This is a genomic window from Stenotrophomonas sp. NPDC078853 (assembly GCF_044901215.1).
Classification (GTDB): Bacteria; Pseudomonadota; Gammaproteobacteria; order Xanthomonadales; family Xanthomonadaceae; genus Stenotrophomonas; species Stenotrophomonas lacuserhaii.
In genome coordinates, this window is the sequence record NZ_JBJDOQ010000002.1 from 286,842 (window position 1) to 299,335 (window position 12,494).

Genomic DNA, 12,494 nt, shown 5'->3' on the forward strand with positions numbered 1-12,494 from the left:
GACGACCAACGGTCGTCACCCACCAGAGTCGGGGCCTCACCCACCAGAGGCGGGGCCTCACCCACCAGAGTCGGGGCCTCACCCTCCAGAGGCGGGGTCTCACCCATCAGAGGCGCGGCGTGACCCACCGGGACACGGGGATCCACCGTAGAATCGCCGTGACTCCCGCTCAAGGACTGCCTGATGATCGCCCTCGCCATCGCCTGGTTCGTGCTCGGCATCATCCTGCTGGGGCTTGGCGGCGACACCGTCGTCAAGGCCGCCTCCGGGCTGGCCCAGCGCTTTGGCGCATCGCCCTTCACCGCCGGCCTGTTGCTGCTGGGCGTGGCGACGTCCGTGCCGGAGCTGGCAGTCAACGCGCGCGCGCTGGCCGTTGGCCAGCCCGAGCTTGCGCTCGGCAATGCGGTGGGCAGCACGCTGGCCAACCTGGGCTTGACCCTCGCGCTGGCCGCACTCGCCGTCCCTCTGCTGATGCGCGCGCGGGTGATCGTGGCGAGCTGGTTCGGCGTGCTGGCGGCCGCGCTGCTGCTGATCGTATTCGGCCTGGATGGACAACTGCTGCGCTGGGAAGGCGGCGTGCTGTTGGCGGCCTTCGTCCTGTTCTTCGTACTGCTGCTGCGCCGTGGACGGCATGAGGCGCCGCAGGTTCAGGCGCTGATCGCCGACGCGGCGGTATCACGCCCGGGATTGGCCTTGAACCTGGTGCGCATGGCGATCGCCGCATTGACGTTGTACTGGGGTGCCCGGCTGGTGGTGGGGGCCGCTGCGGACTTCGGCGCTGCGCTCGGCTGGACGCCATTGCTGGTCGGCCTGTTGCCGGTGGCGATCGGCACCGCGCTGCCTGAAGTCGCCGCTGCCGTGATGGCCGCGCGGCGCGGGCAGGGCGACATGGTGGTGGGCCACGTGCTGGGTTCCAGCGTGGTCAACCTGCTGCTGGTGATCGGCGTGATGGCGCTGGTGCAGCCGCTGGCACTGCCGGCTTCGTTCGTGCGGCTTGAACTGCCGGCCGTGCTGGCCTTCGCGCTGGTGCTGTACCCGATGCTGCGCGGTGACCTGCGCATCAGCCGCGCAGAAGGCGGTGTGCTGCTGGGCGCATTCGTGGCGTGGGTGGGGTTGGAGCTGGGACTGCTGGTGGCCTGAGCGGGCAGTGTCGAGCGTGCTCGACATCCAGGCGCCGCGCGCACGCTTGGCGCTGCATCGGCCGACGCATCGCCCGGCCGGTGGAATCAGCGCTCGCGCTCGTCCGTCTTGCTCTCGTTGGAGGTATACACATCGTCGGTCGCTTCCACGACCTTCTCGCGTACCGGCTCCGGCGGCGGCAACTGTTCTTCTTCGGCGCGTTCGTTGCCCGGCAGCGTGGGGCGCGTTTCCATCAGCAGCGACAGCGCCGCCTTGGCCATCAGGTGCGCGCTGATCGGTGCGGTGATGAACAGGAAGATGGTGATCAGCAGTTCGCGCGGCTGCGGGTCCTGGCCGAGGAAGATGTGGTAAGCCACCGAGGACACCAGCACGCAGCCGACGCCCAGCGTGCTGGCCTTGGTCGGGGCGTGCAGGCGCTTGAAGAAGGTGGACAGCTTCACCAGGCCCAGCGCACCCACCAGGATGAAGAAGCAGCCGAACAGCAGCACCACCGACAGCACGATCTGGATGGCGGTGATCATTCGACGATATCCCGGCGCAGCACGAACTTGCTCAGCACCACGGTGCTGCCGAAGCCGAGCATGGCGATGATCAGCGCAGCCTCGAAGTAGATCGCCGAATTGAGGTACATGCCGAACAGCATCAACTGCGCGATGGCGGTCACCGACAGGGTGTCCAGCGCGAGGATGCGATCAGGCACGGTGGGGCCGCGCAGCAGGCGCCAGGTCGACAGCAGCATGGCCAGGCCGACCACGTGCATGCACACCACCAGGGTGTTCTGGATGACATCGAATCCGGTCATGGGAAGATCTCCATCAGCGGGGCCTCGTAGCGGCGTTTGATTTCGGTGATCAGGTGCTGCTCATCGTCCAGGTTCAGTACGTGGACCAGCAGGTACTTGCGGTCATCGCTCAGTGCAGCGGACACGGTCCCCGGTGTCAGTGTGATCATGCTGGTCAGCGCAGCGATGCCGTGCACATTGGCGATGTCCAGCGGAATCCAGACAAAGCCCGGATGGATCCTGCTTTCCTTGCCCAGCACCTGGCCGGCCACTTCGATGTTGGATACCAGGATGTCCCACAGGGTGGTCATCAGCAGTTTCGGTACGGGCCGCAGCGTACCGATGCGGGCGAACTCACGGTCCAGGCGCGCGGCGAACAGTGGCACCACCAGGCCCAGCAGCAGGCCCAGTGCGAGCAGGCCGACGCTGAAGCTGTCCGACATCAGCAGCCAGAACACGATGACCATGACGGTGAGCGGCAGCGAGGGAAAGATCCGGCGCAGCAGGGGGCGTTTCTGGTTCATGGGTGACGGATCTCCGGCTGTTCGCCACGCACCTGGTCGACATAACCGGAGGGCTGCAACAGGTCACTGGCGATGGCATCGGCGTGGCGCATCAGCGGGGCCGCGAAGACGGTCATGCCGATTCCGTACAGAAGGAGCAGGCAGGCGGCCAGCAGTTCCACCCGGCGCGTGGGCGCCTTGCGCGGCCGGGGACCATCGGGTTCGGCATGCGGCACGCGCCAGAACAGCCGGATGCCACCCCGCGCCAGCCCCATGATGACCAGCAGGCTGCTGCCCAGCACCGCCGCCCACACCGGTGCGGTCAGCTGCGGCGGCATGCCCTGCAGCAGCGCGGCCTTGGCCAGGAACCCGGACAGCGGCGGCAGGCCGGCGATCGAAATGGCGGCGATCAGGAACAGCACCGCCGGCGTCTGCTTGCCCGGCATCGGCGCGATGACTTCCTTGCGGTCGCTGGCACCGCCGCGACGACGGCGGATCAGGTCGGCGATCAGGAACAAGGCGGCCGCCACGAAGGTGCTGTGCGGCAGGTAGTACAGGCCGGCTGCCAGCACCTGCTGGTTGCCGACCGAGAAGGCGATGAACAAGGTGGCGGCCGACACCACCACCAGGTACGAGATCAGCACCCGCAGGCGGATGGCGGCGAGCACGCCCAGCCCGCCCAGCACCAGCGTGGCGATTCCCGCCCACAACAGCCAGTCGCGGCCATACCCGGCCATGGCACCAGCCTCATCACCGAACCACAGGCTCTGGATGCGCAACACGGCGTACAGTCCGACCTTGGTCATGATGGCGAACAGCGCAGCCACTGCCGCCGGTGCACGCGCATAGGATTCGGGCAGCCACAGGTACAGCGGCATCAGCGCCGCCTTCGCGCAGAAGACCAGCAGCAACAGGCCCATGGTCGCCTTGACCAGCACCAGGTGCGAGGGCGGTACTTCGGCGATGCGCTGAGACAGTTCGGCCATGTTCAACGATCCCAACGAGGCGTACAGCAGCCCCAGCGCGATCAGGAACAAGGTGGAGGCGGTCACGTTGAACACGACGTAATGCAGGCCGATGCGCATGCGCAGGCCGCGCCCGCCGCTGAGCAGCAGGCCATACGAAGCGATCAGCATCACTTCGAAGAACACGAACAGGTTGAAGATGTCGCCGGTCAGGAACGCACCGTTCAGGCCGACCAGCTGGAACTGGAACAAGGCATGGAAGTGCGGGGCGCGCCGGTCCCAGCCGGAACAGGCATGCATCAGGCATCCGACCGCCAGCAGCACGGTGGTCAGCAGCATCCATGCTGAAAGGCGGTCGGCCACCAGCGCGATGCCCAGCCGCGCCGGCCAGTCGCCGAGCAGGTAGACCATCGCCGCGCCATCGGCAGTGCGTGCGAACAGCAGCAGAACCGAAGCGAACAGCGCGGCCATCGCCGTCCACGACACTGCGCGCTGCACACGCGGACCGTAGCGGCGATGTTCAACGAACAGCGACAGCGATGCGCCGAGCAGCGGGACCAGGATCGGCAGGATCACCAGATGGTTCATGCGTGGTCCTCGTCACGGCGCGGCGGAGCATCGTCGTCGGGCTCGTGCGCGTCGACGTGGTCGCTGTGGTTGTCGCTGCGGCTGCGGATGGCCAGCACGATGGTGACCGCGGTCATCGCGAAGGCGATCACGATGGCGGTGAGCACCAGCGCCTGCGGCAGCGGGTCGGTGTAGTTGCCCAGGTTCGCGTCCAGGCCTTCCTTCAGCACCGGCGGCCTGCCGGCGACCAGTCGTCCGCCGGCAAAGATCAGCAGGTTGGTGGCATAGGAAAGGAAGGTCATGCCCAGGATCACATCGAAGCTGCGCGCGCGCAGCAGCAGGTACACGCCGAGCATGGTCAGCACGCCGATGGCGCTTGCAATGGCCAGTTCCATCAGTGCATCTCCCCGGTCATTGCCGAACGCTTCTGCGGATCGATCTCGCCGCGACGCGCGGTCCGTGTCCGCGACGGCTTGATCGTGCCCATCATCGACAGCATCAGCATCGCCCCGCCAAACACCACCAGGTAGACGCCGGTATCGAAACCGATCGCACTGGCCAGCGGCACTTCGCCGATGATCGGCAGGTGCAGGTCCAGGTGGCCGCTGGTCAGGAACGGCACGCCGAACAGCATCGAAGCCGAGCCACTGGCCACCGCGATCAGCAGGCCGATGCCGATGCAGCGGACGTAATCGAAGCCGAAGCGTGACTCGACCGAGGCGGTGCCCTGGATGACGTACTGGATCAACAGCGGTACGGCCAGGATGAGACCGGCGATGAAGCCGCCGCCCGGCGAGTTGTGGCCGCGCAGGAACATGAAGATCGACACGGTCAGGGTCAGCGGGAACATGATCTGCGCCAGGTCGGCCGGCACCGGCAGTTTGATCGGCGGGCCGGGCATGATCTGCTCCGGCGCCATGCGCGAACGCCGCAGCATGGCATGCACCACCAGCGCGGCGATGCCGAACACGGTGATCTCGCCGAAGGTATCGAAGCCGCGGAAGTCGACCAGGATGACGTTGACCACGTTGCTGCCGTAGGCCTCCGGCAGGGAACGGGCAAGCATCTCGCCGGCCATCGTGTTCGGGGGCAGGGTCATCGCGGTGTAGGCCAGCGCGGCCATCCCGACGCCGGCGACCAGCGCGATCGCGGCATCGCGGTATCTGCGCAGCTTGGAGCGCTCGGTCACTGACTGGGCGGGCAGGTAATTCATGCCCAGCAGCATCAGCACCAGGGTGACCATTTCCACCAGCAGCTGGGTCAGCGCCAGGTCCGGTGCGGACAGGAACACGAAGGTCATCGCCACCATCAGGCCCACCCCGCCCACCAGCAGCACCGCCAGCAGGCGCTGCTTGTACATGCGCAGGGTGGCCATGGCGCAGGCCATCATCACCGCCCACAGCGCCCAGCCCAGCAGCGGCATCGGCTGCGGAGAGGGCCAGTTCGGCCACGCCGGGGCGGCCAGCCAGGGCGCTGCGGCGGCCACCACCGCCACCACCACCAGGCCGAGCAGCATGCGCTGCAGGCTGCCGTTGGCGATGGCGCCGGTCAGTTTCTGGGCCAGCGCGGAAAGCAGGTCCAGCTGCAGATGGAAGGCGTCGCGGCCCGGCGTGGTGTTGCGCACCGCATACAGGTCGATCAGCCGGCGCAGGCCGAAATACAGCACCACGCCGCCCAGCACGCCGGCCGCGCTCATCGCCAGCGGCAGGTTGAAGCCGTGCCAGATGGAGAGGCTGTATTCGGGCATCTGCGCGCCGAGGATGGAGGCCGCACCGGCATGCAGCACCGGGGCGATGGTCAGCGCCGGGGCGATGCCCACGGCCACGCAGATCACCACCAGGATCTCCACCGGCACCTTCATCCAGCGCGGCGGTTCATGCGGCACGCGGTCCAGGTCATGCGGGCCCTTGCCGAAGAAAGTGTCGTGCACGAAGCGCAGGCTGTAGGCCACGCCGAAGACACCGGCCAGCAACGCGGCAATCGACATGGCCATCTGCATCAGCGCCGGACCGCCTGCATCGAGGGCCTCGGCGAACAGCATTTCCTTGGACAGGAAGCCGTTGAGCAGCGGAATGCCGGCCATCGCCAGCGAGGCGATGATCGCCAGCGCACTGGTGAACGGCATCAGCCGCCGCAGGCCGCCCAGCTTGCGCATGTCACGCGTGCCGGTTTCATGGTCGATGATGCCGGCCGCCATGAACAGCGATGCCTTGAACGTGGCGTGGTTGAGGATATGGAACACACCGGCGACCACCGCCATCGGCTTGGACAGGCCGAACAGCATGGTGATCAGGCCCAGGTGGGAGATCGTCGAGTACGCCAGCAGGCCCTTCAGGTCGTGCTGGAAGATCGCGTTCCAGGCCCCGATCAGCAGGGTCAGCGCACCGATGCCACTGACTGTGTAGAAGAACAGGTCGGTGCCGGCCAGGGCGGGGTGCAGGCGGGCCAGCAGGAACACACCGGCCTTCACCATGGTGGCCGAGTGCAGGTAGGCCGACACCGGGGTGGGCGCGGCCATGGCCTGTGGCAGCCAGAAGTGGAACGGGAACTGCGCGCTCTTGGTGAAGATGCCGACCAGCACCAGCAACAACCCATACGGATACAGCGCGCTGGCGCGGATCTGGTCACCGGCGGCCAGCACCACGTCCAGGTCGAAGCTGCCGACGATGCGCCCGATCAGCAGTACGCCGCCGAGCAGCGCCAGGCCGCCGCCGCCGGTGATGACCAGGGCCATGCGGGCGCCTTCGCGGGCGTCCTGGCGGTGCGACCAGAAGCCGATCAACAGGAACGAGCTGATGCTGGTCAGCTCCCAGAAGATCATCAGCAACAGCAGGTTGCCGGACAGCACCATGCCCAGCATGGCGCCCATGAACAGCAGCAGGTAGCAGAAGAAGCGGTGCGCGTTGTCCTGCGGGCTCAGGTAGTAGTGGGCGTACAGCACCACCAATGAGCCGATGCCCAGCACCATGCCGGCGAACATCCACGCCAGGCCGTCCAGGCGCAGGGTGAAGTCCAGGCCGATCTGCGGCAGCCATTGGCCACTGCTGCGCAGCACCTCGCCATCCAGCACGGCGGGTGTCAGCGTGGCGAGGATGGCCAGGCCAGCCAACGGCGCGGCCGCGGCCAACCAGGCGGCCGTGCGGCGGGAACTTCGTGAGAATGCGGCAACCGCCACGGCCAGGATGAAAGGCAGGGCGAGCAGCAGGATCAGGCTTGGGATCATGCAGGGAATACGCGATTCACGAGCAGGTCATGCAGTCTAACAGGCCGACATTTGCTCCCGATACCCACGAATACGCCACCAATTGCAGGGAACGTGTGCTGATTCATTTTCTTCCCCTTGCCATGCCGGGCCGGCGGGGCTTGACCCGACCGGGATGGACACTTTGCCGCATCTGTCGCCAATGGCGCGTGCAGCTCCAAGGTGCCCGTACGGCAGGGGCTGCAAAGGGATGGTGTGGCGCGTCCTGCACCCCGATCGCGCCTGGATGGGGATCCCGCGTCGCTGCGACGGGCGTGGAAAACAGCCCGCCCGCTCGTTCAGGGAAAAAAGGTCAGTAACGCCAATCGAAGCGGCGGTAGACCTTTGCCAGCACCCAGGCCGGGCCGATCAGCAGGTAGGTGAGGTCGGTCAGGAAGCTGGGCTTGCGGCCTTCGAGCTTATGGCCGAGGAACTGCGCGATCCACGCCAGCACGAACACCACCCCGGCCAGGCGGGCCAGGTTGCCCAGCCCTATTTCCGCTTCCAGCAGCCGGCAGGTGCAGCCGATAACGAACAGCACGGCCAGCATGCCCAGCCCCAACGGGCGCGACAGGCGGTTGTAGAAGCACCACGCGCCGAACATCGCCAGGCCCGCCCAGATGCCGTTCTGGAACCAGGTGATCAGCGGCGGCAGGCACCACAGCAGGGCGACCACCGACCACAGGATGGCCGGCACCGCGACCACGTGGATGCGCTGGTTGGCGAGGTTGCGGTGGTCGTCGGAATAGCTGGCGAAATAGCGGTCTACGGGGCGGGCAAGCGAGGTGCTGGACATGGTGCCTCCGATCGTGCCGGCACATGGCCGGCGAGCTTTCCAGAGGAGGGCGGGCAGCGCCCGCCGCCCCTCAGTCGACGCTGATGCCGGCCAGTCGCTGCAGGGCTTCGGCGTACTTGGCACGCGTGCGCTCGATCACTTCAGCTGGAATGGACGGGCCCGGTGCGGTCTTGCCCCAGTCCAGCGTCTCCAGGTAATCGCGCACGAACTGCTTGTCGTAACTGGGCGGGCTGGTGCCCACTTCGTACTCGTCGGCCGGCCAGTAGCGCGAAGAATCCGGGGTCAGCATCTCGTCCATGATGTACAGGCGGCCGTCTTCATCGGTGCCGAACTCGAACTTGGTGTCGGCCAGGATGATGCCGCGCTCACGCGCGTAATCGGCGGCGAAGGCATAGATGCGCAGGGTGGCATCGCGCACGCGTTCGGCCAGGTCCACGCCGACCGCCTTGACCATCGCATCGAAATCGATGTTCTCGTCGTGGTCGCCGACGGCGGCCTTGGTGGACGGGGTGAAGATCGGCTCGGGCAGTTTTTCGGCCTGGCGCAGGCCGTCGGGCAGTTCAATGCCGCTGACCTTGCCGGTGCGCTGGTAATCCTTCCAGCCGCTGCCGATCAGGTAACCGCGAGCGATCGCTTCCACCGGTACCGGTTTCAGCTTCTTGGTAACCACCGCGCGCTTGGCGTACAGCGACGCGTCCACGCCGTCGGGCAGCACGCTGGCCACGTCGATGCCGGTCAGGTGGTTGGGCATCAGGTGCGCGGTCTTGGCAAACCAGAAGTTGGACACCTGGCAGAGCATTTCGCCCTTGCCCGGGATCGGATCGGGCAGCACCACGTCGAAGGCCGACAGGCGATCAGTGGCTACCATCAGCAGGTAGTCCCCCGGCGGCGTGCCTTCGGGCAGGCGCTCGCGCGGAATATCGAAAACGTCACGCACCTTGCCGCGATGGCGCAAGGGCAGGCCGGGAAGATCGGATTGCAACAACGTGGTCGGCACGGGCACTCCTGGGGGCTTCGTCGATACGAGCTGCCCAGGGACCCGGAGGGCCCGCCGGCCAGCGGGCGGCCTAGTGTAAAGCCGTCCGGGGCGGCTGTGACGTAAAATAGAAAGCCAATTGGCCAAATCTGCCCGGAGCGCCATGCGCTGGTACGGAAAACTGCTGGGTTTCATCGCCGGGGCCCTGCTGTTCCGGCCCAATCCCTTGTTTGGCGCGGTGCTGGGCCTGTTGATCGGCCATGCGTTCGACGCCGACTGGTTCCGCCTGAACAAGGAAAACCCCTACCGTGAGCTGGGGCTGACCTCGTCGGCGACCGAGTCGGAAATCGACCTGGCCTACCGCCGCCTGATGTCGCAATACCATCCCGACAAGCTGGTCGGCGCCGCACCGGAACTGCTCAGGCAGGCCGAGGCCAAGAGCCGCCGCGTGAATGCCGCCTACGACCGCATCAAGACCCTGCGCAAGCGCTGAGTCCTGCCCCTCTTTCTTCCTGCTCCTAAGGCCCCGGCCATGTCCAACTGCATCATCGCCCCGTCCATCCTGTCGGCCGACTTCGCCCGTCTCGGCGAAGAAGTCGACAACGTCCTCGCCGCCGGCGCGGACTGGGTCCATTTCGATGTGATGGACAACCATTACGTGCCCAACCTGACCATCGGCCCGCTGGTCTGCCAGGCGCTGCGCAAGCACGGGGTCACCGCGCCGATCGACGTGCACCTGATGGTGGAGCCGGTGGACCGGATCATCCCGGATTTCGCCGAAGCCGGCGCGACCTATATCAGCTTCCATCCCGAGGCCAGCCGCCACCCCCACCGCACCATCCAGCTGATCCGCTCGCTGGGCTGCAAGCCGGGCCTGGTGCTCAACCCCGGCACGCCGGTGGACATCCTGGACTGGGTACTGGACGACCTGGACCTGGTGCTGCTGATGTCGGTCAATCCGGGCTTCGGCGGCCAGGCCTTCATTCCGTCCGCCTTGGACAAGCTGAAGGTGGTGCGGCAGAAGATCGATGCCAGTGGCAAGGACATCCGCCTCGAAATCGACGGCGGGGTAAAGGCCGAGAACATCGGGGCGATCGCCGCGGCCGGCGCCGACGCCTTCGTGGCCGGCTCGGCGATCTTCAACGCCCCGGATTACCAGCAGGTGATCAGCGCGATGCGCGCCAACGTCAAAAAGGGGACGGAGGGAATTAAACTCGTTTAATTCCCTCCGTCCCCTTTTCTGCCCATGAACATCCGTCCGGCCACCGTCGCCGATGCAGGCCTGATCCTGCGCTTCATCCGCGAACTGGCGATCTACGAGAAGGCCGAATCATCGGTGCAGACCGACGAAGCGGGGATCGCCGCCAGCCTGTTCGGGCCCGATGCCAGTGCCCAGGCGCTGGTCTGCGAAGCCGACGGTGAAGCGATCGGCTATGCGGTGTATTTCCATAACTATTCCACGTGGCTGGGCCGCAAGGGCATCTACCTGGAAGACCTGTACATCAGCCCGGACAAGCGGGGATCCGGCGCCGGCAAGGCAATGCTCAGGCACATCGCCCGGCAGGCGGTGGCCGAGGGTTGCGGGCGTTTCGAATGGTCGGTGCTGGACTGGAACCAGCCTGCGATCGATTTCTACGTCGCCGCCGGCGCGCGGCCACAGGACGAATGGACCGTGTACCGGCTGGAAGGCGATGCATTGCGCGCCTTCGCCGCCGCCTGAAAAAAAGACCACGCCGCTGCCGGCGTGGCCCTGCTGAAATAGTGGGAGGCTGATCCTGCCTCCATCCGTCTTCCCTGCTATGGCCTCCCATGTTCCGGGCTGTCGGTGACAGGCCGATGACATTCACCGGCAAAGAACGCACGACTGCTAGCCTGTGCCGCCCCCACCCCCGGAACCCCCCATGAGCCTTTCGCGCTGGCGCTTGATCCTGAACGGAAAATCCGCCGGGGACGTCGATGTGCGCGACGCGGTCACGGCCTGGCGCGAACGCGGGATCGACCTTGAAGTGCGGGTCACCTGGGAGGCGGGCGATGCCGAGCGCTACGTGGCCGAAGCCATCGACAACGGGGTGGAGGTGATCATCGCCGGGGGCGGGGATGGCACCCTGAGCGCGGTGGCGGAAACGCTGGCGCACCGCGACGAACCTGCCGATGCGCTGCCCTCGCTTGCATTGTTGCCGCTCGGTACCGCCAATGATTTCGCCACGGCGGCGGGCTTCCCGGAAAGCCCCGCCGAGGTGCTGGCGCTGATCACCGCACAGGCCCCCCGCGCCATCGACCTGCTGCGTATCGACGCCGATGGCAAGGTCTGGTGGTGCGCCAATGTCGCCAGCGGTGGCTTCGGCACGCAGGTGACCGTGGAAACCGATGAAGGCCTGAAGAAGGTGCTGGGTGGCCTGGCCTACGTGCTGACCGGCATCTCCAAGCTGGGCCGCATCGAGCCGATCCTGGCGCGCGTGCACGGCCCCGGCTTCGACTGGGAAGGCGGCTTCATCGCGCTGGGCATCGGCAACGGTCGCCAGGCCGGTGGTGGCCAGGCACTTTGCCCCCAGGCGGTCATCGATGATGGCCAGTTGGACGTCACCATCATTCCCGAACTGACCGGCGAAGTCGGCGCGATGCTGGGCCAACTGGTGACCGGCGGCAAGGAGGCTGCGCTGGAGCATGTCGCAACCCGCACACGTTTGACCCGGGTGGAGATCCGCGCCGAAAAGCCGCTGACCCTCAACCTGGACGGTGAGCCGGTGGAAGCACGGCATTTCCGCATCGAATGCGTGCCGCGCCGCGTGCGCATGCATCTGCCTGCGGATTGCCCGCTGCTGTCCCGGTCGACACGCTGATGGGTCTGGCATACTGGATCTGACCCGCGCAGCACGTCCCTGCGGTCAGCTTCATAACTCACTCACAAGGAGTACATGCCGTGAAATCAGCTGTCATCTCATTGGCTTCGATCACCCTGCTGGTTGCATTGACCGGTTGCAGCACGATCGCCGCGAAGACGAACGTTCTGGATGACGACAAGATCAAATCGCAGTCGGCCGGCGCCCTGGGCTACGAGCCGTCGCAGTTGACCCTTGTCAGCCGTCGCACCGAAGGCACCAACACCTACGCCAATCTGAAAGCATCGGACGGCAAGGAATTCGTCTGCATCATCAACGGGGGCAACCTGCTCTCGATGGGCATGACCAACCCGCCCGCCTGCAATAAGAAGGGTGAGCCGATCAAGGCCAGCCCGTTCCAGCGCTGATCAACGCACCTCGATTGCCGTAGTGGCGGCGCCGTTCCGGAAAGGGCGGCGCTGCCATGGCGTAATGCGTAGCGCGCGGATTGCGGCAGGTTGAGGGGTGTCACCGCCCCACAGCGGCGGGAACAGGAGCAGCAGGGCACGCGAACGGTAGCGCCGAGCCGTGCGCGGCGAGTGCAGCGGCAGGGCTCGTGACGACCAACGGTCGTCACCCACCAGAGCAGAGGCTGACGGCCAGCGGTCGTCACCCACCAGAGCAGAGGCTGACGGCCAGCGGCCGT

General features: G+C 66.5%; 14 protein-coding genes. 6 read left to right on the forward strand and 8 right to left on the reverse strand.

Annotated features, from left to right (window positions below; translation table 11 throughout):
• Positions 1-183 precede the first annotated feature (183 nt).
• Positions 184-1,140, forward strand: a complete 957-nt coding sequence (locus tag ACI2JH_RS03535) for a sodium:calcium antiporter (protein WP_404735471.1) — start codon at positions 184-186, stop codon at positions 1,138-1,140.
• Between the two features lie 86 nt (positions 1,141-1,226).
• Here the strand turns inward: ACI2JH_RS03535 and ACI2JH_RS03540 are convergent, their stop codons facing one another.
• From ACI2JH_RS03540 to ACI2JH_RS03575, 8 genes are all read right to left on the reverse strand, one after another.
• The gene (locus tag ACI2JH_RS03540) at positions 1,227-1,661 is read right to left on the reverse strand and encodes a Na+/H+ antiporter subunit G (protein ID WP_042614265.1); all 435 of its coding nucleotides are present in this window, start codon (positions 1,659-1,661) and stop codon (positions 1,227-1,229) included.
• Positions 1,658-1,942, reverse strand: a complete 285-nt coding sequence (locus ACI2JH_RS03545) for a K+/H+ antiporter subunit F (RefSeq protein ID WP_042614266.1) — start codon at positions 1,940-1,942, stop codon at positions 1,658-1,660. Before ACI2JH_RS03545 ends, ACI2JH_RS03540 begins: the two co-directional genes overlap by 4 nt.
• Positions 1,939-2,445, reverse strand: coding sequence for a Na+/H+ antiporter subunit E (locus ACI2JH_RS03550; protein ID WP_042614267.1), 507 nt, complete (start codon positions 2,443-2,445; stop codon positions 1,939-1,941). Before ACI2JH_RS03550 ends, ACI2JH_RS03545 begins: the two co-directional genes overlap by 4 nt.
• Positions 2,442-3,977: a monovalent cation/H+ antiporter subunit D gene (locus ACI2JH_RS03555; RefSeq protein ID WP_182656244.1), complete on the reverse strand. Its 1,536-nt coding sequence runs from the start codon at positions 3,975-3,977 to the stop codon at positions 2,442-2,444. The genes ACI2JH_RS03550 and ACI2JH_RS03555 overlap by 4 nt, the downstream gene beginning before the upstream one ends.
• Entirely contained in the window at positions 3,974-4,351 is a 378-nt protein-coding gene (locus ACI2JH_RS03560; protein WP_042614269.1) for a Na+/H+ antiporter subunit C, read from the reverse strand. Before ACI2JH_RS03560 ends, ACI2JH_RS03555 begins: the two co-directional genes overlap by 4 nt.
• Complete coding sequence (locus ACI2JH_RS03565; protein WP_404735472.1) at positions 4,351-7,179, reverse strand: monovalent cation/H+ antiporter subunit A; 2,829 nt, start codon at positions 7,177-7,179, stop codon at positions 4,351-4,353. The genes ACI2JH_RS03560 and ACI2JH_RS03565 overlap by 1 nt, the downstream gene beginning before the upstream one ends.
• 331 nt (positions 7,180-7,510) lie before the next feature.
• Positions 7,511-7,993 (reverse strand): DUF962 domain-containing protein, encoded by a 483-nt coding sequence (locus ACI2JH_RS03570; protein WP_101099306.1) that lies wholly within the window; start codon positions 7,991-7,993, stop codon positions 7,511-7,513.
• A gap of 70 nt (positions 7,994-8,063) precedes the next feature.
• The gene (locus tag ACI2JH_RS03575) at positions 8,064-8,990 is read right to left on the reverse strand and encodes a phosphoribosylaminoimidazolesuccinocarboxamide synthase (protein WP_182656242.1); all 927 of its coding nucleotides are present in this window, start codon (positions 8,988-8,990) and stop codon (positions 8,064-8,066) included.
• A 142-nt stretch (positions 8,991-9,132) separates the two neighbouring features.
• Between ACI2JH_RS03575 and ACI2JH_RS03580 the strand changes: the two genes are divergently transcribed.
• From ACI2JH_RS03580 to ACI2JH_RS03600, 5 genes are all read left to right on the forward strand, one after another.
• A complete protein-coding gene (locus ACI2JH_RS03580) occupies positions 9,133-9,462 on the forward strand; it encodes a DnaJ family molecular chaperone (protein WP_101099308.1) in 330 nt (109 codons plus the stop codon).
• A gap of 39 nt (positions 9,463-9,501) precedes the next feature.
• Positions 9,502-10,191, forward strand: coding sequence for a ribulose-phosphate 3-epimerase (gene rpe, locus ACI2JH_RS03585; protein ID WP_101099309.1), 690 nt, complete (start codon positions 9,502-9,504; stop codon positions 10,189-10,191).
• A 24-nt stretch (positions 10,192-10,215) separates the two neighbouring features.
• Entirely contained in the window at positions 10,216-10,689 is a 474-nt protein-coding gene (locus ACI2JH_RS03590) for a GNAT family N-acetyltransferase (RefSeq protein ID WP_101099310.1), read from the forward strand.
• Between the two features lie 181 nt (positions 10,690-10,870).
• Positions 10,871-11,809 (forward strand): lipid kinase YegS, encoded by a 939-nt coding sequence (yegS, locus tag ACI2JH_RS03595; RefSeq protein ID WP_101099311.1) that lies wholly within the window; start codon positions 10,871-10,873, stop codon positions 11,807-11,809.
• 80 nt (positions 11,810-11,889) lie between these two features.
• Complete coding sequence (locus tag ACI2JH_RS03600) at positions 11,890-12,216, forward strand: hypothetical protein (RefSeq protein ID WP_042614277.1); 327 nt, start codon at positions 11,890-11,892, stop codon at positions 12,214-12,216.
• The last annotated feature ends 278 nt before the right edge of the window (positions 12,217-12,494 follow it).

Bases quoted from the DNA above. Each gene is read 5' to 3' on its own strand.
- ACI2JH_RS03550 (WP_042614267.1), bottom strand. From the start codon at position 2,445: ATGAACCAGAAACGCCCCCTGCTGCGCCGGATCTTTCCCTCGCTGCCG.
- ACI2JH_RS03555 (WP_182656244.1), bottom strand. From the start codon at position 3,977: ATGAACCATCTGGTGATCCTGCCGATCCTGGTCCCGCTGCTCGGCGCA.
- ACI2JH_RS03540 (WP_042614265.1), bottom strand. From the start codon at position 1,661: ATGATCACCGCCATCCAGATCGTGCTGTCGGTGGTGCTGCTGTTCGGC.
- ACI2JH_RS03545 (WP_042614266.1), bottom strand. From the start codon at position 1,942: ATGACCGGATTCGATGTCATCCAGAACACCCTGGTGGTGTGCATGCAC.
- ACI2JH_RS03535 (WP_404735471.1), top strand. From the start codon at position 184: ATGATCGCCCTCGCCATCGCCTGGTTCGTGCTCGGCATCATCCTGCTG.
- ACI2JH_RS03580 (WP_101099308.1), top strand. From the start codon at position 9,133: ATGCGCTGGTACGGAAAACTGCTGGGTTTCATCGCCGGGGCCCTGCTG.
- ACI2JH_RS03590 (WP_101099310.1), top strand. From the start codon at position 10,216: ATGAACATCCGTCCGGCCACCGTCGCCGATGCAGGCCTGATCCTGCGC.
- yegS (WP_101099311.1), top strand. From the start codon at position 10,871: ATGAGCCTTTCGCGCTGGCGCTTGATCCTGAACGGAAAATCCGCCGGG.
- ACI2JH_RS03570 (WP_101099306.1), bottom strand. From the start codon at position 7,993: ATGTCCAGCACCTCGCTTGCCCGCCCCGTAGACCGCTATTTCGCCAGC.
- ACI2JH_RS03560 (WP_042614269.1), bottom strand. From the start codon at position 4,351: ATGGAACTGGCCATTGCAAGCGCCATCGGCGTGCTGACCATGCTCGGC.
- rpe (WP_101099309.1), top strand. From the start codon at position 9,502: ATGTCCAACTGCATCATCGCCCCGTCCATCCTGTCGGCCGACTTCGCC.
- ACI2JH_RS03565 (WP_404735472.1), bottom strand. From the start codon at position 7,179: ATGATCCCAAGCCTGATCCTGCTGCTCGCCCTGCCTTTCATCCTGGCC.